The following is a 19,712-nucleotide window of genomic DNA, read 5'->3' on the forward strand; positions in this document are numbered from 1 at the left end:
CGGCCTACGCCGGGATGACCGCAGGGAGGTGATCCCTTCACGCGCACCCCGTCACCCCGGCGCTGTTCCGCGATCCACCCCGCGCAGATCTTCCACCGTTGCAATCGGGCCGATGGCGGCGTTGTACTTCACGGTCTGCAGGACAAGCTCGGTTTCGGCCTCGCGGATGCCGTCCAAGGCGAGAACCTGATTGGTGACGGCGGCGGCATCATCGAGGCTGGGCAGGACGCAGATGGCGATCAGGCGCAGCGCGGCGTTGGCGTCATAGAGTGCGCGGACCTGGGGCAGGGCGAGCAGGCCTTCGCGCACGGCATCGAGCTTGCCGCTGGCGCACTTGACCGTGACGAACATCATGTGCTGCCCGGCATTGGTAGCATCCAGCCCTCGCGCGATATCGACGATGGGGACGAGCTTGAGCAGTCCTGCGCTCTGCAGCCGCTTGACCCGGCCGCGCACAGTGCCTTCCGTGACCCCCAAGTCCACAGCGATCTTCCGGAAAGAAAGGCGCGCGTCTTCGGCCAGAGCTTCGGCGATCTGGCGGTCGAGATCGTCGGTCTGGGGGAAAGAGTCGATCATGCCGCGAGCGGCCCTACGGCTGTGTTGTAGCGGTAGACGGTGTTGAGCAGTTCGACGTCGACATCCTCGACGCCCGCGATGCCGGCGGAGACATCGCGTGCCGCCTCGATCATCTCGCGCGCGGCATGGAAAGCGTAGAGGCAGCTCACCGGATAGCGGCCCGAAGTGATGTGCACGGAAAGGACGTGTTCTCGCAGCGCCAGTTCCTGCGCGACATCGAGCGGTGCCCGCCCGCTGACCTGCAAGCGGATGCGGGCGAGCAGGCGATAACCGTGGACGCGGAAATCAGCGAGGGCAACGACCCGCATCAGGCCGGCGGCATCCATCGCGCGGATGCGATTGGCGACGAGATTGCCGGTCAGGCCCAGTTCCTCGCCGATCACGGTCGATTGCGCGCGGCCATCGCGTTGCAGCACTTCGATGATGCGCAGGTCGATCTCATCGAGCGTTGCACCCTTGGTGCGGCGTGTCGGCTTTTCTTCAGACAAGGTGTTCCCCCGGTTTGCGTAAGGCAGCCTAGAGTGCGCTACGCAACGGGGCAAGGGCGAGCGGGAGGGGCGTAGCGATCAGCCGCGCGGTTCCCGTGGCAGGCCCAGCCCGCGCTCGGCGATCAGGTTGCGCTGGATCTGGTTGGTGCCGCCATAGATCGTGTCGGCACGGCTGAACAAGAACAGGTTGGGCAGGACGTCCCATTCGTAAGCGTCGCCTGCGGCAACCTCGCCCGCCTGCCCCAGCACGTCCATCGCCAGTTCACCAAGACGGCGTCGCCAAGAGGCCCATTGAATCTTGTAGGTCAGCGCCGCGCCGTCGATGCTGGAATGATCGCTGTTCGAAAGCATTCGCAACGCGCCGTAGCGCATCAGGCGCAAGCCGATTTCGGCACTCGCGATACGCTGTCGGATGACGGGATCGCAGTCCTTGCCCGTGGCTTTGGCTGCCGCGATGATCTCGTCCAGTTCGTTGCGGAAGCCCATCTGCTGCCCAAGCGTGGAGACGCCGCGTTCGAAGGCAAGAAGGCCCATCGCGATCTTCCAGCCATCGCCGGGTGCGCCGATCAGACTGTCGGCCGGGCAGCGCGCTTCGGTGAAGAAAGTCTCGTTGAATTCGGCATCGCCGTTGATCTGACGGATCGGGCGAACCTCGATGCCGGGCTGGTCCAGCGGCATCATCAGGAAGGTCAGGCCCTTTGGCCCCTGCGATCCTTCTTGCGTGCGGGTGACGACGAAGATCCAGTCGGAGATATGGGCAAGGCTGGTCCAGATCTTCTGTCCGTCAACGATCCACTCGCCGCCCTCCAGTCTGCCCTTGGTGCGCACGCTGCCAAGGTCCGACCCGGCATTGGGTTCGGAGAAGCCTTGGCAGAAGATCGTCTTGCCGGCGGCGATGTCCGGCAGGAAGCGGCGCTTCTGCTCATCTGTTCCGAAGGTGAGAATGGTGGGGCCAGCAAGCTCAACGCCGATGTGATTGATACGGCCGGGGACGCCGGCACGGGCATATTCCTCGGCAAAGATCACCTGCTGCGCCAGCGAAGCATCACGCCCGCCCCATTGCGTCGGCCAACCGATGCAGCCCCAGCGGTGTTCGCCCAGCTGCTGCTCCCACTCGCGCCGCCGTTCTGGCATGGCGGTAAGCTGGGTGATGCCCTTGATGTCGCGGAACTCGCCCGCCATCTGGCTCTGCAGCCAGTCGGCACATTCGGCGCGGAAGTTTTCGTCGGCGGCGGAAAATCCAAGCTTCATGGGGCGCCCCTCAGCCCGGCATGTACAGCTGGGCAGCCTTGCCACCATCGACGGGCAGCGCGGTGCCGGTGATGTAGCTGGCCGCACTCGACAGCATGAAGACGATCGCTTCGGCCAGTTCATCTGGCTCGCCACCGCGCTGCATCGGAATGGCGCGGGTGGTGGCGGCGGCAAATTCGGGAGCGCGGCTTTCGTAGTCCTGGGTCGCGGCGGTCTGTACCTGTCCCGGCACAATGGCGTTGATGCGGATGCCGAGAGGGGCGCCTTCCATTGCCGCAGCGGCGGTGAAGTGGACCAGCGCGGCCTTCGAGGCCGAATAGCTTGCCATGTTGGCCAGCGCCTTGATCCCGCAGGTGGATGCGATGTTGACGATGGATCCGCGTTGGCGGCCTTCCAGCTCTTGCTTGGCCATGACCGCCATCGCGGCCTTGGTGCCGACAAACACAGCATCGGCATTGACTGCAAAGTCCTTGCGCCAATGTTCCAGCGTCAACTTTGAAATCGGGGCGTAGTGAACCGACATGGCGTTGTTGACGAGCATGTCGAGCCGGCCATGGCGCGCGGCCACATCCTCGATCAGCGCCGTGAAGGCGGCATCGTCGGAAACGTCGAGCCTGACAGCTTCGACTTTGCCAACTGCGGCGATCTCGGCACGGGCCGCTTCAAGCTTGTCCTCTCGGCGTGCGCAGATCACCACGGTCGCACCGCGCAACGCGAGAAGCTTTGCGGTGGCAAGCCCTATGCCGTCGCTTCCGCCGGTGACCACGGCAACCTTGCCGGTCATGTCATGAGCCATTGGTTTGCTTCTCCCGATTCCATGATCTCAACGCAAATGCACCTGACACTGTGTTCGTGTCAATCTAATGCGTAAAAAATACTTCTATGAAATTCGAATATGTGCATTGCGCGCTGTCGCTACCAAGCCTTTGCGGTATTTTGGCATACCTTTACCTAGCACAGGAGGTGCCGCAATCGGCCACGCACCCTATTCGCTAGATTATTCCTTGGAAACCAACAGCTTCGTGCGTAAAATGTCGCCTTGGTGCCTCAAATCTTAAAGGTGACTGATGGTCCTGAAGCGGAAGACCCGAAGCGCCGAGGTGGTTACGTCGACTGGCTATACCGCCGCCGATAAGCGGTTGTTAATCGCGTTAGAACTAGCCGTCGTGATCAATGTCATGGCCTGTATCTTGATCCTGCCAGCCATAATTATCGAGAACGCCGCGCATAGGGCCGAAAGATCTGCACTGTATAATCGCGATTGATCAATGACGCGGCTGTTCTCGCTCAGCTGAACCATGCGCCACCATTGACATTGATCGTGCTGCCGGTGGCAAAGCTGGCGTCCTCGCTTGCGAGATAGGCTACGGCGCCGGCGACTTCCTCCGGGCGCGCGAGGCGCTTCATCACGCTGTCCGCGGCCACCGCGGCCTTCACCTCTTCGGGCAGCGGCGCGTAGATCGGGGTCTCGGTTGCGCCGGGGTTGACCGCGTTCACGCGGATGCCTCGCGGGGCGAGTTCGCGAGCCATTGCGCGGGTCATACCAAGGACGGCGGCCTTGGCGGTGACGTAGGGCACCGGGCCATTACCGGCGAGCGCAGCGGTTGAGCCGATGTTGATAATCGAACCGCCAGCGCCTTGCGACGCCATGATGCGCACTGCGGCACGGCTGCAGCGGAAAACGCCGTCGAGCGTGACCGAGAGGACGCGGCTCCAGCCTTCGTCAGCGCAGTGGATGGTCTGGTCGGCAAAGGCGCTGTCATCGCCGTCCGCGCGGGCGGCTTGCCCGGCATAGAATTCGGCCATGCCATCGCCCGGTGCGCTGCCGATGCCAGCGTTGTTGACGAGGATGTCGATTCCGCCCAGCGCCTGGGCGACTTGAGCGAAGGCAGCATCGACCGAGGCAGTGTCGGAGACGTCGCACGCCATGCCGATATGCGGTGCAGGCAGCACTTCGCCAGCCTTCTGTGCCGTAAGGTCCAGTACGGCGACTGTTGCGCCTTCTTCTGCCAGGCGGCGGGCAATGGCCGCGCCGATGCCTTGCGCTCCGCCGGTAACGACCGCGCGCCTTCCTTCCAGTCTGTTCATGGTGTCCTCGCTCAGTCCGCGCGTGGGTAGTCGGTATAGCCGCGGGCGTCATCGCCGTGGCCCGTGTAGAAAGTGGCACGGTCACCCTTGGCCAGCGGGGCGCCAGTGCGGAAGCGCTCCACCAGATCCGGGTTGGCGATCCAGGCGTAGCCGAACGAGACGGCCTCGGCCTTGCCTTCGCCGATCACCGCGTTGGCCTTTTCCAGCGTCAGGCCGCAGTTCTCGATCACCGGGCCGGACCAGTTGGCGCGGACGAGTTCGAGGCTGTCGAACCCGGCGTTGGGGATGTGGATGAGGTGGCAGTACGCCAGCCCCATTGCGTCCACGGCTTTCAGGAGCGTGGCGTAAGTCTCGCCGGGATTGGCATCGGCCATGCCGTTGAAGTTGACGCCGGGGCAAATGCGGAAACCGACGCGACCGGGGCCAATAGCGGCAGCGAGTGCCGACAGCGTTTCCACCACGAAGCGGACGCGGTTCTCGGCGCTGCCTCCGTAGGCGTCGCTCCGTTGGTTGGAATTTGACGAGAGGAACTGCATCGGCAGGTACCCCGAGGCGCAGTGCAGTTCGACCGCGTCGATGCCGGCGGCGCGGGCATTGCGGGCAGCGGCTACGTATTCGGCGATAACACCGGGAATTTCGTGCGCTGCCAAGGCGCGGGGTATCTCGGTGGCAACGGGGACGCCATCGGGGCCGGGGATCGGATCGGGGCAGGGGATTGCGCTGGGGGCGACGGTTTCGGCGTCTGCGTCCTTGTTGGCGCGCACGGCGGCGCGGCCAACGTGCATCAACTGCATCGCGACCAGGCCGCCCTCGGCATGTACCGCATCGGCCACCTTGCGCCAGCCTGCGACCTGCTCGGGCGAATGAATGCCCGGCGTGCGCCAGTAGCCCTTGCCATGCGGAGAAGGCTGGGTGCCTTCCGTCACGATCAGGCCAGCAGAGGCGCGCTGGCGGTAGTATTCGACCATGAGGTCGGTAGGCTCGTCATGCGGTCCGGCGCGGTCACGCGTCATCGGCGCCATGACCACGCGGTTGCGCAAGGACAGATCCCCGATCCGTACTGGCGAGAAGACGTCGGTCATTACGCTCAGCTCCGCACGCGAGGCTTGGGCAACGGCGCGCCGCGGCGCATCGTCTCGATGAACTTCTCGAGCGGGGCGGCGGGTTCGACCGGACCATCGTGCGGCTGGCCGCTGCGCGCCCAGTAGGTCTTCCAGCTGGGGAACAGGTCGTGGAAGCTGCCGTGATAGGGCGGTACGCCCGGCCAGCGCATCTTGCGATCACCGATGGGCGGCTGGTTTAGGTCGCTAGCGTACCAATAGAGCGGCAGGCGGCGGCGGAAGTACCAGCGGCCATCGATGCGTTCGTACTGGTCGAAATACATCATCTGCATGATGACCCATTCCGGTCCGCACTCGTGCTCGTTCTTGGAATAGACGACGCCCTGCGCGTGGTCGGGATCGTCGAAGTCGATGATGTGGCCGCCGATGTGATGGCTGGTGCCGTCGAATTGCATCGAGTGGGTCTCATCGAACCAGTCGCGCAGGGCCTTGCGGCCGGATTTGCCACCACCGACGCGGACGTCCTCGGGGAACAGGTTCACCCAGGCATCGCCATCGCGCATGTCGAGGGCGAGCGAATACTTGGCAGGCAGCTGGCGGATCGCATCGAGCGATTCCAGCCGGTCGATGCGGGCGAGGAGAGAAGCGTCTGTCATGCGCTGGCGCGTCCTGTTGTGCGCCCCTCGATCGGGGCCTCGTCAAACTTGTACTTGATGATGTCGACCACGATCGCCGGGGTCAGCGTGCGGATGCCGCGCACGGTGGAGAGCTTGTCGAGCAGGAAATCGGACAGGCTGTCGAAATCGCGCAGGGCAACGAGCATGTCGATGTCGTAGCGGCCGGTGACCATGTGCGCGGCGAAGACTTCGGGCAGGGCACCGAGTTCGGCGGCGACGTCGGAAGCGGGGCGGCCGTCCACCTCCACCGAGATGCGAAGCAGGACGTTGAAGCCGTGGGCCGAGAAGTCCGACACGGCTACGACACGCAATTGGTTGGCGTCCTCCATCCGGCGGATGCGAGTGGAAACAGTCGTTGCGGTAAGGCCCAGGCGCTCGGCGATCTGCTGGTTGTTGGCGCGGCCATTGCTGCGCAACTCGCGGATGATCGCCTGATCTGTCGCGTCAAAGCTGAACACGCGGGCGGCAAGGCTGCTCGCGCTGCGGGCGGGAGGACGTGCCATCAGGCCGCTTCGCAAATCGCGCGCACCGCTGCGCGCGCGCCGTGCATCGCGCCTTCGATGTAGCCGACGCCGGTGGCATCGCCGATGGCATGGACTTCGAACCCGGCAGCGCGCAGCGCATCCGCCAGTGTCAGATCCCCATACGCCCCCTTTGCGACGACAACGTTGCCGGCGGGAACAGTTTGTGGCTGGCCTGCAGCGTCAGTGAAGGTCACGCTGTCCTTGCCGATCTCGATTCCGGTGGCACCGGCGTGCAGACCGACGCCGTGTTCGGCGAGTTCGGCCATCAGGCGCATGCGGCGCACTAGGGTGAGGCCTTTGCCCATGCGCGGCGCTTCCTCGATCACGTTTACGGTGCGGCCGCGCTCGCTCAGGAATTCGGCGAGTTCGAGGCCGACCAGTTCGCCGCCGATGATCGTGACGGTATCGGCCAGCGGCATCCAGGCATGGGTGGCCTTGCGCACCAGTGCGAGGTTGGCAGTCGCGCCGGTGGCCGCGCCGACCTTGGTGGCAAGGCGAGTTAACAGGCCGGTCTTGCGCTTCAGATCGTCGGAGCTTTCACCCAGCATCATGCGGCGCATGTCGTCGCCCGAGTAGACGTGGTCCTGATCGTTGCCGGGGATCGAAGGCATGCCGCGTATCGCGCCGGTGGCGACGATCACGCTCTGCACGCCGAGCTCGCGCAGCAGTTCGGGGGTTGCGACAGTCGACAGGCGGACGTCGATACCGGCCTCCTTTACTTCGCGGCGCAGCCATTCCAGCAGGCGCTCGTTCGGTTCATAGGCAAGGCTGGCAAAGCGCAAGGTGCCGCCCAGGCGGTCCGACTTTTCGATCAGCGTGACCTTGTGACCCAGTGCTGAAAGGCGGCGGGCCGACTCCATACCGCCCGGTCCGCCGCCGATAACCGCGACGTGGCGGCCATTGTCGCTGGTGGCAGGCGCTTCGCCTTCAAACTCATGGGCAAGATTGGCATTGACCGCGCAGCGCGTGGGCTGGCCCATGTAGATCGCCGAGACGCAAGTGTAGCAATAGACGCAAGGGCGCACCTTTTCGGTCTCGCCTGCGGTCAGCTTGCGCGGCAGGTGGGGGTCGGCGAGGAGCTTGCGGCCCATCGCGACGAAGTCGGTCTCGCCCTTGGCGATGGCGTTTTCGGCACTGTCGACCTCGATACGACCCGAGCCGATCACCGGAATCGAAACGGCCTTGCGGATTTCGGCCGTGGCGGGAAGGTTCCAGTTTTCGAGATGCGGGATGTTGGACTGCGAATGCAGCTTGCCGACCGAGGTATCATGATACGAGGTAATGGTGATGGCATCGACGCCAGCGGCTTCGACCAGCCGGGCATTTTCCTTGGCCATTTCCAGCGTGATGCCGCCGGGCTTGCCCACTTCCTGCGAATCGAGCTTGATCCATAGCGGAAAGTCGCGGCCGACTTCGGCACGGATCGCGGCGATGACCTCCAGCGTGAGGCGCAGGCGGTTCTCCACGCTGCCGCCGTACTGGTCGGTACGGGTATTGGTGTAGGGCGAGGTGAACGAGGACAGGAGGTAGCCATGCCCGCCGTGGATCTCGATCCCGTCAAAACCGGCTTCCTTGGCGCGGCGCGCGCCTTGGGCAAATTGCTGCACGGCAAGGTCGATGTCGGCCTGTTCGAGCACCTTGAGCTCGGGCATCTTCATACCGGCCAGCGCCTGGAGTTCCTCCATCAGGAAGTAGTCGATGAAGCTGCCCTTGGGCGCGGGCGGCACGGCCGGGCCCCACAACTTGTGGCCCCAGCGGTTGAAGCTGTAGCCGGCAACGAAGCCGCCGTGGTGGAGCTGCGTGGCGATCTTCGCGCCTTGGGCATGGACCCGGTCGGTCAGCGCCTTGAGGCCGGGGATGAAGCGATCGTCCGAAATAGCGGTCTGCTGCATGGCCACGGCGCCGACCGGCCATGCCACGCCGGCCACGCCGCAGATGATCAGGCCCGCCCCGCCGCGCGCCTGCTCTTCATGATAGGCGATCAGCTGTTCGCCAACAGTGCCGTCGTCTTCCGAAAGGCTTACGCCCATGGCGGTGACGGCAATGCGGTTCTTCGTCTCCATCGTGCCAATGCGGCCGGGCGAAAGCAGGTGGGGGTAGAGGTTGGATGACACGTGGCACTTCCTCGTCCGTTGGCATCAGCGCGTCGAGCGATCACGCAGCCAAATTGTCGATTATTGCGTAATCCATGGATCATACGGTTACGATAATCAAGGTGCGAGACGTGAAAAACAAGGGCGTTGCGCAATCACGATGACGGGAGCCACCGAGTAATGCCTGTTTGGTGCGGATTATCTGGCGGATTCGTAGAAAGTTCCGCCACAGGTTACGCATGGTGTTGACAATGCACGCGCCCTAGCGGCATCTGCGTTGCCTGATAGCAAGGGCTTCCGCCAAGGAATCCGGGACAGGATCGAGATGGGCATGGATTGGCAGAGCGAAGTCGACGTGGTCATCGTCGGATCGGGCGCGGGCGGGATGCTGGCTGCGCTGGTGGCGGCAAAGAACCGCGCCGAAGTGCTGGTGGTCGAGAAGGACAAGCTCTGGGGCGGAACCAGCGCGACTTCGGGCGGCGGCATCTGGATTCCCGGCAGCGATCAGGCCAAGGCCTTGGGCTTCGAGGACAATCTCGACGATGCCTTCAAGTACGTCCGCGCGCTTTCGGCCGACAACGTGCCCGACGAGAACATCCGCGCCTATGTCGAGAACGCCGCGCCGATGCTGCGCTGGGTGACTGCGAACACCGGCGTCACCTACACCTCGCAACCCTACCCCGATTACCATGCGGAGAATCCGGGTGGCTCGGTGACCGGCTACCGCACGCACTTGCCCGAGATGTTCGACGGCACGCTGCTGGGTGAGGACCTCAAGACGCAGCGGCTGCCATCGCCGGCCGCGAGCCTGTTCGGCTACCTCAACTGGACTTTCGCCGAGACCTACCAGCTGCTCTATCGCGGGCCGGGCTGGCTTACCGGCCTTGCGAAGAACATGGCCAAGTACTGGCTCGACTGGCCGCTGCGCTTCACCTCGCGCAAGGACCGGCGGCTGACGCTGGGCAATGCGCTGACCGGGGGCTTGCGCGTCGCGCTCAACGAAGCGGGCGTGCCGGTGTGGCTGAAGACGCCGATGCGCGAATTGCTCACCGAGAACGGCAAGGTTGTCGGCATCGTGGTGGAGAAGGACGGCAAGCCTTTTGCCATCCGCGCGCGCAAGGGTGTGGTGCTGGCGGCGGGCGGGTTCGACAAGAACCAGCAGATGCGCGATGCGAACGCGCCGCTCTACAACAAGGCCTGGGCCTCGGGAGGGGTGACCAGCAACACCGGCGATGCGATCCGGGCGGGCGAGGCCGTGGGCGCGGGCACGATGAACATGCATTCGGCATGGGCCGCGCCGGTGTTCCATGTGCCGGGCGAAGATCGCGGGCGACTCTGCACCATCGAGCGCGCGCTGCCGGGGTGCATCATGGTCAACCAGAAGGGCCAGCGCTATCTCAACGAGGCGGCGTCATACCACATCGTCGGCCAGCAGATGGCGCGGCGGCAGCGCGAATTCGGCGACGCCAGCCCCAGCTGGATGGTATTCGACCACAAGTACCGCCACCAGTTCCCGATGGGACCGTTGCTGCCGCTGGTGCCCGACTGGCTGCAATCTGGCGCGGTCAAGTCGATCCTCAAGAAGGGGCGCACCATCGGCGAACTGGCCAAGGCCATGGGCGTCGATCCCGCGGCTCTGGAGCTTCAGGTAACGCGCTTTAACGCTGGCGCGGCCAAGGGCGAGGACCCCGAATTCCATCGCGGCGAGGCGGCCTACGACAAGATGTATGGCGACTATCGCCACCAGCCCAACCCCTGCCTGCGCCCGCTGACCGAGGGGCCGTTCTACGCCATGCCGATCTATCCGGGGGATATTGGCACAAACGGCGGCCTGCGCACCAATGCCAAGGCGCAAGTGGTCGACGATGCCGGGCAGCCGATCGCCGGACTCTATGCCGTGGGCAACAATGCCGCCTCGGCGATGGGTGAAAGCTATCCGGGCGCGGGCGTGACCATCGGGCCGGCGATGACCTTCGGTTATGTCGCCGCGCGTGACCTTACCGGGGCCAATGACTGACTCGGGAAAGATTGTCCGCATCGGCGGGGCAAGCGGGGCGCTGAACGACAGCGCGATCGCGGTGCCGGGACTGCTAAAGGTTGAGGGGCTGAACTACCTCGCCTTTGACTACCTCGGCGAAGGGGCGATGGGCATCTTCCGGCGGATGAAGCAGGCCGATCCGCGCTCAGGCTTCCTGCCGGACTTCGTCGACATCCACATCGGGCCGTACCTCAAGGAACTGAAGGCGCGGGGCATCCACGTCACCGCCAATGCCGGGGGCATGAATCCGGAAGGTCTGGCCGAATTGATCCGCCAGCGCGGGCGCGAGCAGGGGCTGGAGCTTCGCGTGGCGACAGTGACCGGCGACGATGTCGAGCATCTCGTACCAGAGCTTCGCGCCGAGGGCTTGCGCGACATGTATAGCGGCGCAGCCCTGCCCGAAGGCGACATTGGCATGCACGCCTATATCGGTGCGTTCGGCATTGCCCGCGCGCTTGATGCCGGGGCGGACGTGGTGATCACCGGGCGCGTGGTCGATTCCGCGCTGATCCTCGGGCCGCTGATCCACGAATTCGGCTGGGGGCCTGACGACCTTGACTTGCTGGCGGCGGGGACCGTAGCGGGGCACTTGCTCGAATGCGGGGCGCAGGCGACGGGCGGCACTTTTACCGACTGGCAGGACGTTGAAGGCTGGGCCAACATCGGTTTCCCGGTGGGCGAATGCCATGCCGATGGCAGCGTGGTGATGACCAAGCCCGCTGGCACCGGCGGTCTGGTTTCGGTGGGCACGATTGCCGAGCAGCTGCTGTACGAGGTCGGCGATCCGCGCGCCTACATTGTGCCCGATGTGGTGTGCGATTTCACCGGGATCACGCTGAAGCAGGTCGGCCCGGACCGGGTGCTGGTGCGCGGGGCGAGGGGATATCCGCCGCCGCAAACGCTCAAGCTGTGCGGGACTTACGACGATGGCTGGCGCTCGGTTGCGCTGATTCCGGTCAGCGGGATCGATGCAGTGTCCAAGGCGCGGCGGACGGCGGAAGCCTTGCTCGAACGCGTTTCGGCAATGCAGGAAGAGCGCGGTTGGGGGCCGTGGCGGCAGACTCATGTCGAGGTGATCGGCACCGAGACCGCGTGGGGGCCGCGTGCGCAGACCTTGGCGCCGCGCGAAGTGCTGCTCAAGATCGTGGTCGATCATGCCAACCCGGCGGCGTGCATGTTGTTCGGGCGCGAGCAGACCACGGCGATCATGAACATGGCCGTGGGCACGTCCATCGCGCCGATCATCGCTGCGCCGAGGGCCTTTCCGCTGACGGGCATGTTCTTCGGCCTGATCGACCGGGCGCGGGTGACGCAAGCGGTGACGCTCGATGGCGCGGCGCTGGACTTTGCCGATCCGGTGGCGCCGGGCTTCGATCCGGCGGTGCTGCCGCAGATCGAGGGGCAAGTGCCTGTGGCAGAGGGCGACTTCGTCGAACTTCCGCTGATCCGGCTGGCCTGGGCGCGCAGTGGCGACAAGGGGCAGCTGTTCAACGTGGCCGTGATCGCGCGGCGGGCGGAATACCTGCCATGGATCCGGGCGAGCCTTACCGTCGATTCAGTGACCAACTGGTATCGCCACTTGTTCGACGATCCTGCCAATGCCCGGATGGAGGCTTTCGAGGTGCCGGGCGTCCATGGGATCAACTTTCTGGCCCACGATGCGCAGGGCGGAGGAATCAACCTCTCGCCGCGCTTCGATGCGGCCGCAAAGAGCATGGCTCAGCACCTGCTGGAGATGCCGGTCCAGCTGCCGCGCTCGCTATTCGACAAAGGATAGACCGATGGCCGATGACCTGCCCTACCTTGCGCGCGGTGCGAAGCCGGTGGCGACCGACAGCACCATGCTGGTCAGCAATTCGCCCTACCTGAACGAGCCGCGCCTGCGGGATTGGCTCGCAACGGCGTACCTGCGCAAGAGCGGCAAGGATTCCCCCACCACGCTCGATGCACACAAGCTCTATGGCATTCTTGCCGAAGTGTTCGACGTCCCGCGCATCGAAGAACTGTTCACGGCGGAGCGCAAGCGCTGGCCCGAGCTGGACGCATGGTTTACCGAAGGCTTCTCGTCGAACTTCACCGTCGATGAACTGCTTGAACACCCTGTGGGCTCACTCGGCCACACCTTCGGCCGCTACTTGCGCGACAACGGCTTCGAGATCGACATCGTGCCGCGCTTCGTGCCCCGCAACCAGTTCGAATACTTCTCGCTGCGCAGCGGGCAGACGCATGATCTGGAACACATCGTCTGCGGCGGCGGGTTCGACATCATCGGCGAGCTGGTGCCTTATTTCGCCCGGCTATCCAACCTTCCGCGCTTCCTTGATCCGGAACTGGTCGGCCTGATAAACGCCGGGCAATTGCTCGGCGCGCTCAGGCTCGTCTCGCGCACCGGGCTGCACTATCAGGCGGCATTCCCGACCGCGCTCAAGGCCGTGCGCTGCGGCCTGGATGTGGGCGAGCAATCCGGACCTTATTGGATGGCGAAGTATGAGGACGTATTTCACCTCTCGATCGCCGAGGCACGCGAGGCACTGGGCATCGTAGGGGCAGTAGACCTCGATAGCCGCGAGGCATCGCTGCTCTGGCCGGAATACAACTGACGGCTTGGAACAACCAAGGGGCCGGAGCTTTCGCCCCGGCCCCTCTCCCTGTTGCACTTTGATCAAAGGTCCACGGATCAGAAGTTGACACCAAGCTCCACGCCATAAGTGCGGCCGCGCTCGTATGTGCCGGTGAATAGCAGCACCGGCGCGCCGAAGCTGATGAAGCGCTTGTTGAAGATGTTGTCGCCGAACACCGAGAGCGAAACGCGCGACCCGCCCAGCGGCACATCGGCCACACCGAGGCGTCCGTTCACCAGCCAGAACGCGGGCTGCTTGTTGCGGTCTTCCAGCACTTCCTGCCCGGCCAGATTGCGCAAGGGTGTGGAGGTGAGGAAGTAAGTGCTGCGGTAGCGACCTTCGATCAGGGCAGTTATGTGCCCGCCATTGGCCGTGAAGTCCGCCGAGTTCCAGCTTGCCGCTGCCCGTCCGGTCCAGTTCGAGAAGTAGGTGGGCCGGGCGAAGGCGGCAACGTCCTGTCCGTTGAGGATGAAAGTATCATAATCGAAATCGGTGTAGGACACGCTGCCCGAAAGGGTCAGCCCCGCCACGGGCACGACATCGAGCTCGGCCTCGAAGCCCTTGATCTGGGCCTTGCCAGCGTTGTCGAAGAACTGGCGCCCGTTGATGAAGTTCTGGGTCTGCAGGTCGTTGTAATTGTTGTAGTATCCGGCGATGTTGAGGCGGACCTTGTTGTCGAGGAACTGGGTCTTGGCGCCAACTTCATAGCTGGTCATGTTCTCGGGCCGATAGGGAATGCCCGAAAGAATGCCGCCCGAAACGTAACCCGTGGCGATCTTGGCGAAGATCATGGTCTGCTCGTTGGGCCGCCAGGTGGCGATGCCGGTATAGGTCAGCTTCTTGTAGGTCTGCTTGTAGGTGCCGACGCCGAGCGAACCACCCTGCGCCCCGGAAATGGCCGAGATCTGCAACTCGCGGTCGTCGATGGTGCCGCGCAAGCCGCCGGTCAGCTCGAACTGGTCGGATAGTTTCCAGGTAAGCTGGGCATAGCCCGCCATGGAATCGTTCACGCCGACCGTGCGGGTCAACCCGCTGCCGAAGATGGCATCAAGCGGGCTTGGCACGATCGTCGCCGAAGGCGTGGGCGAGAGGATGCCGAGCACTTCGGTACCGGGCGAGCGTTCGTTGAAGTAGAACAGGCCGGCGGTAAGCTGGTAGTTGTCGCCCGACAGCTGGAACTGCAGTTCCTGGCTGAACTGCTCCTGATTGGTGGCGCGGGCCGAAAGCAGCGGGAAGAAGTAGTCATTCGGGCCGGGCGCATTGGCCGGGTTGAACAGGATCGCCTGGATCTGCTGCGGGGTAAGTCCCGGCGTGAGAAACGCGCCCAGTTGCTGGAAGGTGAAGCGCATGCCACCTGCCGAACCAAGGTCGAAGATCACCGGGTCCTGCCGGAACTTGCGATAGGCGCTGATCGACTTGACGGTGAAGTTGTCGCTGGCCTCGAGCGACAGGGTCAGACTGTGGCCCTGCGTGACGATGTGCTCCTCGCTGGTCGCAGCGGCGACCGAGGAAAGCGGCCCGTTCAGCCCTTCGTTGGTGGTGCCACCGAAGAACGGCTGCAGCGCGACGATCGGCCCGAGCAACTGGCCCGAGGCATCGGGAATGACGCCGAGGCTTTGCATCGCGCGGCCCGAGGCGCGGGTGTCGGTATAATCGAAGCGGTAGTCGGCGGTCAGCGCGCCGAACTCGCCGCGGATGGCAACCTGTCCGCCATCGACGTTGCGGTGCCCAAGCTTTCTCACGAAGCGCTGCGTGCCAAATTCGGGTGCGCGCAGGGCGATGTTGAGGCCCTTGCCCGCCATGGTGTTGGTCACGTCGCCGTCGATCTGGTCATGCAGATAGGACAGGCGGATCGAGAACGGGCCGATCTGCGGCAGATCGAGAGAGATCTTGCCCCGAAACGCATCGTAATTGCCATAGGAACCGGTGGCGCGGACGCCCCATTCCCCCTTGGGCGCAGCGGTCGTGATGCTGATCGCGCCCGATGTGGCATTGCGGCCGAATAGTGTGCCCTGCGGCCCGCGCAGCACTTCGACGCGCTGGATGTCGGAAAAGTCGAGCAGTGAGCCGACCGCACGACCGATGTAGACGCCATCGACATACATGCCGACCTTGGGGTCCACCGAGTTGGACGAGGTGCCCGAGGCGACGCCGCGAATGATGATCGTGGGGTTGGACTGCTGCCCTTGCGCATTGAACTGGAGGCTGGGCGCGAGGCCTGCGAGGTTGCGCACGCTAGTCACGCGCAGGGCTTCGAGCTGTTCGGTGCCGATTGCCGTAACGGCCACGGGGACCTTCTGCAGGCTTTCCTCGCGGCGCTGGGCGGTAACGATGATTTCCTGGACTGAAGCGGACTGGCCGGTGGATTCGCCTGAGGCCTGTGGCTCTTCGGCTGCGCCTTCGGCGGCTTGGGCGATGGGGGCAAGCGTCAGTGTGCCCGCCGCGAGGATCGAGCCGAGCAGGTACCTGCTGCGGATATGCCGTGCATTCATCGTTTCTCTCCCTCCGTTGTTGTCATTCTTTTGATTTCGCCCGGCGTGTGGCGCCGATGCGCAAGGGGCGGCGAGGCGCAATGCGCTCGCCGCCCCTGAGCCTTCAGATCGGTGGTCCTTTCGTGATGGCGTCTGTCCTCATTCGGCGGCTTCCATCATCGGCAAGCCATAGTTGGGGTCGTCCTCGTTGCAGAGGCGGTTGGTGTCGTCCCAGCGGCTGTCTATAACCGGCGTGATGTTCAGTTCGCGCCGGATGTCCTCGATCTGCACGTCGGCATATTCGCGCCAGTCGACCAGCATCAGCGGGTATTTCCAGTTGCGGCCTTGCTGCGCGCCGATGAACTCCGCCTCGAGATTTACGACCATCGCTTCGGGATAGAACAGGGCGTCCTTCATCGTCGTCTTCGCCTTGAGGTAATAGGCGATGCGGCTGAAGAAGTTGCTGAGCTCGGGATGGAAATAGAGCGACTTGGCGTGCATGTTGGCTGATAGCAGCGCGATCTCGCCGCCATGGTTGGGGCCGAAGCCGGTGATCATGTGCTCGATATCGTGCGAAAGCGCGGTCTGGCGCAGGTAGTAGGTGAAATCATTCACCACCTGGATTTCCTGGAAGAACAGGTCGAGCTGGTAGCCCGAGTTCGCCATGAAATCATGGATCGCCGCGCCCAGCGTTCCGGGGGCACAGTCCTTGGTCTCGGCAAGAGTAAAGTTGGAAAGGCTCTTGCGGTCGAGCCAGCGCTTGAACAGCGGCAGGCGTGCCTTCTCCATTTCGAACAGTTCGATGATCCGGGGCATGTCCTCGAGATCGTGGAGGATCTGAGCCACTTCCGGGATGTAGGCGGTGTTGGGCAGGTCAGGCCCGTTCCGCCGCAGCATCTCCTGCGCGATCAGCGCGCGCAGGCCCGAATGGTTCAGGTATTTGGAAGAGCTGACTAGGACCGAGCTCTGCGTCTCGATCTTCTGGATCCGGCCATTGAAGTAGGCCCTGTCGGCATCGCCGATCTTTGCTTCGCTCATGTCGGCATCCTTTCCTGATATTTGCAAAAGGTTAGGGGGCGTCCGGGAGGGAGTGGACGCCCCCGGTTGCGAGGGTTCATCTTGGGGAATCAACCCTCGCTAGGGGTATCATTCCGCAGCCTCGGCCAGCACGGCGTCGTCGTTGGCGGGCGAGAGGAATTCGCCCGGCATCGCGCCGGTGAACGCGCCGTTCTCGAAGGTCGGAACGCCGTTCACGAGGGTGAGGCGGGTCGGCATCGCGGCGCGGGTGAAGCGCCAGGTGGTGCCGCCACGGCCATCGGGTACGTCGTGCGCCTTGATCATCTCGCGGCGCTGGATTTCGTCCATGTTGAACACGGCAAGGTCAGCGCGCTTGCCGACAGCGATCACGCCGCGATCATGCAGGTTGAAGTGGCCCGCAAGCTTGCCGGTCATGATGTGGACCGCCTGCTCCAGCGTCAGCTTCTTCTGTTCACGGACGTACTGGGTGAGCAGCAGCGCGTTCTCGCCGCCTCCGCACAGCATCTGCAGGTGTGCGCCTGCGTCCGAGATGTTGCCGACGGTCCTGGGGTCGTTCATAAGCTCCAGTGTCAGGTCCTCGTCCTTGGGGAAGGGGGCCATGTGGACGGTGGAGCGAGTGCCGTTCTTGAGGATCCAGTCAGCCATCGCATCGGACCGGTGGAGGCCCAGGCTGTCGGCATACTCCTTGAGCGTGATGTTGAGCGGACCGGTGCCGTTCTCGCTGTCAAGCAGGAACAATTCCTGCGGGTTCTTCAGCGGCGAGTGATCCCACGCCTGCGTGTCCCAGCTTTCACGGGCACGGGCGCGCCATGCCGGATCGGCAAGGAGCTGCGCCTTCTTGTGGTGGTCGTCCTCGAGCACGACTTCGTGCCAGACGTAATCGTTCGACTGCGCGAAGATTAGCGACTTTACAAGGCTGAGCGTCGAAGTCGGCGAGACGTGGGCATAGCCCGGCCACACATCGACCCCGGCTTCACGCATCTTGCGCACCGACTCCTGCATCGCGGGCAGGATGCCCTTCTGGAATTCCAGCGTGGGGATGGCCCCGGCGATCTGGCACTTGATGTTGCGACCACCGAGCAACTTGGCGAGCCGTTCGAGGTTGGCCGGACCGGTCATGCGCATAAAGGTGTCGACGATGACCTGGTAGCAGCAGCCGGGGTAGCGCTCCATCACGTCGAACAGGGCTTCGAACTCGGCGTCGTTGGCCATCAGCGTGGGGACAGGGCGGTTCTGGCCGTCGTGGTCATGCATGTTGTCCGACATGCCGAGCGCGCCTGCAGCCAGAGCATCGTCGAGCAGTTCGGCCATCTTGGCGATCTCTTCCGGGGTTGCCTCGCGCTCCCAGGCCTCGACGCCCATCGCCGCCAAACGGATGGCGATGTGGCCGACATAAGCGGCGTAATTGAGCGGCGATTTGACGTTGCGTTCGACTGACGCGCGGTACTCGCTCCACTTGTTCCAGTCCCACGGCAGGTTCTGCATGAACGGGCCTTCGGGGATGTCTTCGAAGAACGAGAAGATGCCGATCATTTCGCGCTGGGCGGGCATGTACTTGTGCAGCGGCGCGGCGGAGAAGCCGCAGTTGCCCAGGATCATCGTCGTCGCGCCATAGCCCGGCAGCGGATCGAGATCGGGCTGCCACCACATTGTGCCGTCATAGTGGGTGTGGCTCTCGATGAAGCCGGGGGTAACGTGGCAGTTGGTGGCGTCGAACACGCGCTCTCCAGCCGGGGCGAGGCCTTCGCCCACCTCGGCAATCACGCCGTCCTTCACGCGGACATCCGCCTTGAAAGCCGGGGCGCCGGTTCCGTCCACGACGGTACCATTCTTGATGAGGATGTCGGTCATTTCATTCTCCCGTTGGGTCCGTTGGATTGCTGCATGTTGCGCAGCATCGTCCGCAGAATCTTGTTCGTTGGGAGCAGCATATGCATGGGGGCGAATGTGCGAAGACGGGCTCTTGCCAAACGGATCATCCTGTTATCTAATTCGGATCATGACGCGATACGAGCCTACCGCATTGGCGATGATTTCCGCGCTGCGCCGTCATTTGCGCAAAGATGGATGGACTGTTTTACGACTTTCGCGGGAGCTGGGTGTTGGCGAGGCCACCGTGAAGCGTTGGCTGGCGGGCAAGGGACTCACCATTGACCGGCTGGAGCGCATGGCCCAGCTGTGCGGGCTGGTGCTGGGCGACCTCGCAAGGGAGGCAGAGGAGTGCCCCGGCGATCTCGCGCACGAGCTGACGCTGGCGCAGGAGAAGGCGCTGTCGACCAACATCTTCCTCTCGTTCCTGTTCATGGCCTTGCTGGGCGGCGTGTCGGCAGAGGAAGTGGCTGCAGACTTCAATGTCCCGGCTGCAGCGATGGATGCCGCTCTCGACCGGCTTGAACGTCTTGCTCTGATCGACCGCTTGCGCAGCGGACGGGTGCGCCCGCTTGTCGACCGCGCCCTGGTCTTTCGCAAGCAACCTTTGCGCGCCTTGTTCGAGGTTCACATGAAGCGCACGTTCTTTGAACTTGATTATTCGCAGCCTGAAACCGTCTACAGCGCCGAGACCGTCAAGCTATCACCTGCCGGTGCCGCGCAACTGGCCGAACTTATCGAGCGGCATCACGTGGAAGTTCAGATCCTCGCCGAACGCGACCGCGAGGTCCATGCCGGTGAGGCAGGCTGCGGCTGGTACGGCATGCTAAGCGTCATGCGGCCGCTAGACATGGAGCCGTTGCGCGTGGACGGCATCACCGCATGGACCGATGCGCTTGGATCGGGCGGCGCATAAG

Annotated in this window: 16 protein-coding genes; 4 read left to right on the top strand and 12 right to left on the bottom strand. The window is 64.0% G+C overall.

Going from position 1 to position 19,712, the window contains the following annotated elements; genetic code table 11:
- Positions 1-51 precede the first annotated feature (51 nt).
- The 9 genes from HGI46_RS11630 to HGI46_RS11670 all read right to left on the bottom strand — a co-directional run bounded on the left by HGI46_RS11630 (position 52) and on the right by HGI46_RS11670 (position 8,779).
- Positions 52-576: an Lrp/AsnC family transcriptional regulator gene (locus HGI46_RS11630; RefSeq protein ID WP_118075302.1), complete on the bottom strand. Its 525-nt coding sequence runs from the start codon at positions 574-576 to the stop codon at positions 52-54.
- Entirely contained in the window at positions 573-1,064 is a 492-nt protein-coding gene (locus HGI46_RS11635; protein ID WP_118075303.1) for an AsnC family transcriptional regulator, read from the bottom strand. The genes HGI46_RS11630 and HGI46_RS11635 overlap by 4 nt, the downstream gene beginning before the upstream one ends.
- A gap of 78 nt (positions 1,065-1,142) precedes the next feature.
- Complete coding sequence (locus tag HGI46_RS11640) at positions 1,143-2,315, bottom strand: acyl-CoA dehydrogenase family protein (RefSeq protein WP_168904307.1); 1,173 nt, start codon at positions 2,313-2,315, stop codon at positions 1,143-1,145.
- Between the two features lie 10 nt (positions 2,316-2,325).
- Positions 2,326-3,111 (bottom strand): SDR family NAD(P)-dependent oxidoreductase, encoded by a 786-nt coding sequence (locus tag HGI46_RS11645; RefSeq protein ID WP_118075305.1) that lies wholly within the window; start codon positions 3,109-3,111, stop codon positions 2,326-2,328.
- Positions 3,112-3,602: 491 nt separating this feature from the next.
- Positions 3,603-4,403, bottom strand: a complete 801-nt coding sequence (locus HGI46_RS11650; protein WP_168904308.1) for an SDR family oxidoreductase — start codon at positions 4,401-4,403, stop codon at positions 3,603-3,605.
- Between the two features lie 11 nt (positions 4,404-4,414).
- A complete protein-coding gene (locus HGI46_RS11655) occupies positions 4,415-5,485 on the bottom strand; it encodes an alkene reductase (protein WP_168904309.1) in 1,071 nt (356 codons plus the stop codon).
- A gap of 5 nt (positions 5,486-5,490) precedes the next feature.
- A complete protein-coding gene (locus HGI46_RS11660) occupies positions 5,491-6,120 on the bottom strand; it encodes a nuclear transport factor 2 family protein (RefSeq protein ID WP_168904310.1) in 630 nt (209 codons plus the stop codon).
- Entirely contained in the window at positions 6,117-6,644 is a 528-nt protein-coding gene (locus HGI46_RS11665; protein ID WP_168904311.1) for an Lrp/AsnC family transcriptional regulator, read from the bottom strand. Before HGI46_RS11665 ends, HGI46_RS11660 begins: the two co-directional genes overlap by 4 nt.
- The gene (locus HGI46_RS11670) at positions 6,644-8,779 is read right to left on the bottom strand and encodes an FAD-dependent oxidoreductase (protein ID WP_168904312.1); all 2,136 of its coding nucleotides are present in this window, start codon (positions 8,777-8,779) and stop codon (positions 6,644-6,646) included. The genes HGI46_RS11665 and HGI46_RS11670 overlap by 1 nt, the downstream gene beginning before the upstream one ends.
- Positions 8,780-9,035: 256 nt before the next feature.
- On the opposite strand from HGI46_RS11670, the gene HGI46_RS11675 reads away from it, so the two are divergent.
- The 3 genes from HGI46_RS11675 to HGI46_RS11685 are packed head-to-tail and all read left to right on the top strand — an operon-like array spanning position 9,036 to position 13,396.
- On the top strand, positions 9,036-10,775 hold the full coding sequence (locus HGI46_RS11675) for an FAD-dependent oxidoreductase (protein WP_240946716.1): 1,740 nt from the start codon (positions 9,036-9,038) through the stop codon (positions 10,773-10,775).
- On the top strand, positions 10,768-12,573 hold the full coding sequence (locus tag HGI46_RS11680; protein WP_168904314.1) for an acyclic terpene utilization AtuA family protein: 1,806 nt from the start codon (positions 10,768-10,770) through the stop codon (positions 12,571-12,573). Before HGI46_RS11675 ends, HGI46_RS11680 begins: the two co-directional genes overlap by 8 nt.
- A 4-nt stretch (positions 12,574-12,577) precedes the next feature.
- Positions 12,578-13,396: a Coq4 family protein gene (locus tag HGI46_RS11685; protein WP_168904315.1), complete on the top strand. Its 819-nt coding sequence runs from the start codon at positions 12,578-12,580 to the stop codon at positions 13,394-13,396.
- A gap of 77 nt (positions 13,397-13,473) precedes the next feature.
- On the opposite strand, the gene HGI46_RS11690 is transcribed toward HGI46_RS11685, so the two are convergent.
- The 3 genes from HGI46_RS11690 to HGI46_RS11700 all read right to left on the bottom strand — a co-directional run bounded on the left by HGI46_RS11690 (position 13,474) and on the right by HGI46_RS11700 (position 18,777).
- Positions 13,474-15,909, bottom strand: coding sequence for a TonB-dependent receptor (locus HGI46_RS11690; protein WP_168904316.1), 2,436 nt, complete (start codon positions 15,907-15,909; stop codon positions 13,474-13,476).
- A gap of 138 nt (positions 15,910-16,047) precedes the next feature.
- A complete protein-coding gene (locus tag HGI46_RS11695; protein WP_168904317.1) occupies positions 16,048-16,926 on the bottom strand; it encodes a Coq4 family protein in 879 nt (292 codons plus the stop codon).
- A gap of 108 nt (positions 16,927-17,034) precedes the next feature.
- The gene (locus tag HGI46_RS11700) at positions 17,035-18,777 is read right to left on the bottom strand and encodes a D-aminoacylase (protein WP_168904318.1); all 1,743 of its coding nucleotides are present in this window, start codon (positions 18,775-18,777) and stop codon (positions 17,035-17,037) included.
- Between the two features lie 148 nt (positions 18,778-18,925).
- Between HGI46_RS11700 and HGI46_RS11705 the strand changes: the two genes are divergently transcribed.
- Entirely contained in the window at positions 18,926-19,711 is a 786-nt protein-coding gene (locus tag HGI46_RS11705; RefSeq protein ID WP_240946717.1) for a helix-turn-helix domain-containing protein, read from the top strand.
- The last annotated feature ends 1 nt before the right edge of the window (position 19,712 follow it).

Origin of the sequence: Novosphingobium sp. ERW19 (assembly GCF_012641315.1) — a bacterium.
Taxonomy (GTDB): domain Bacteria; phylum Pseudomonadota; class Alphaproteobacteria; order Sphingomonadales; family Sphingomonadaceae; genus Novosphingobium.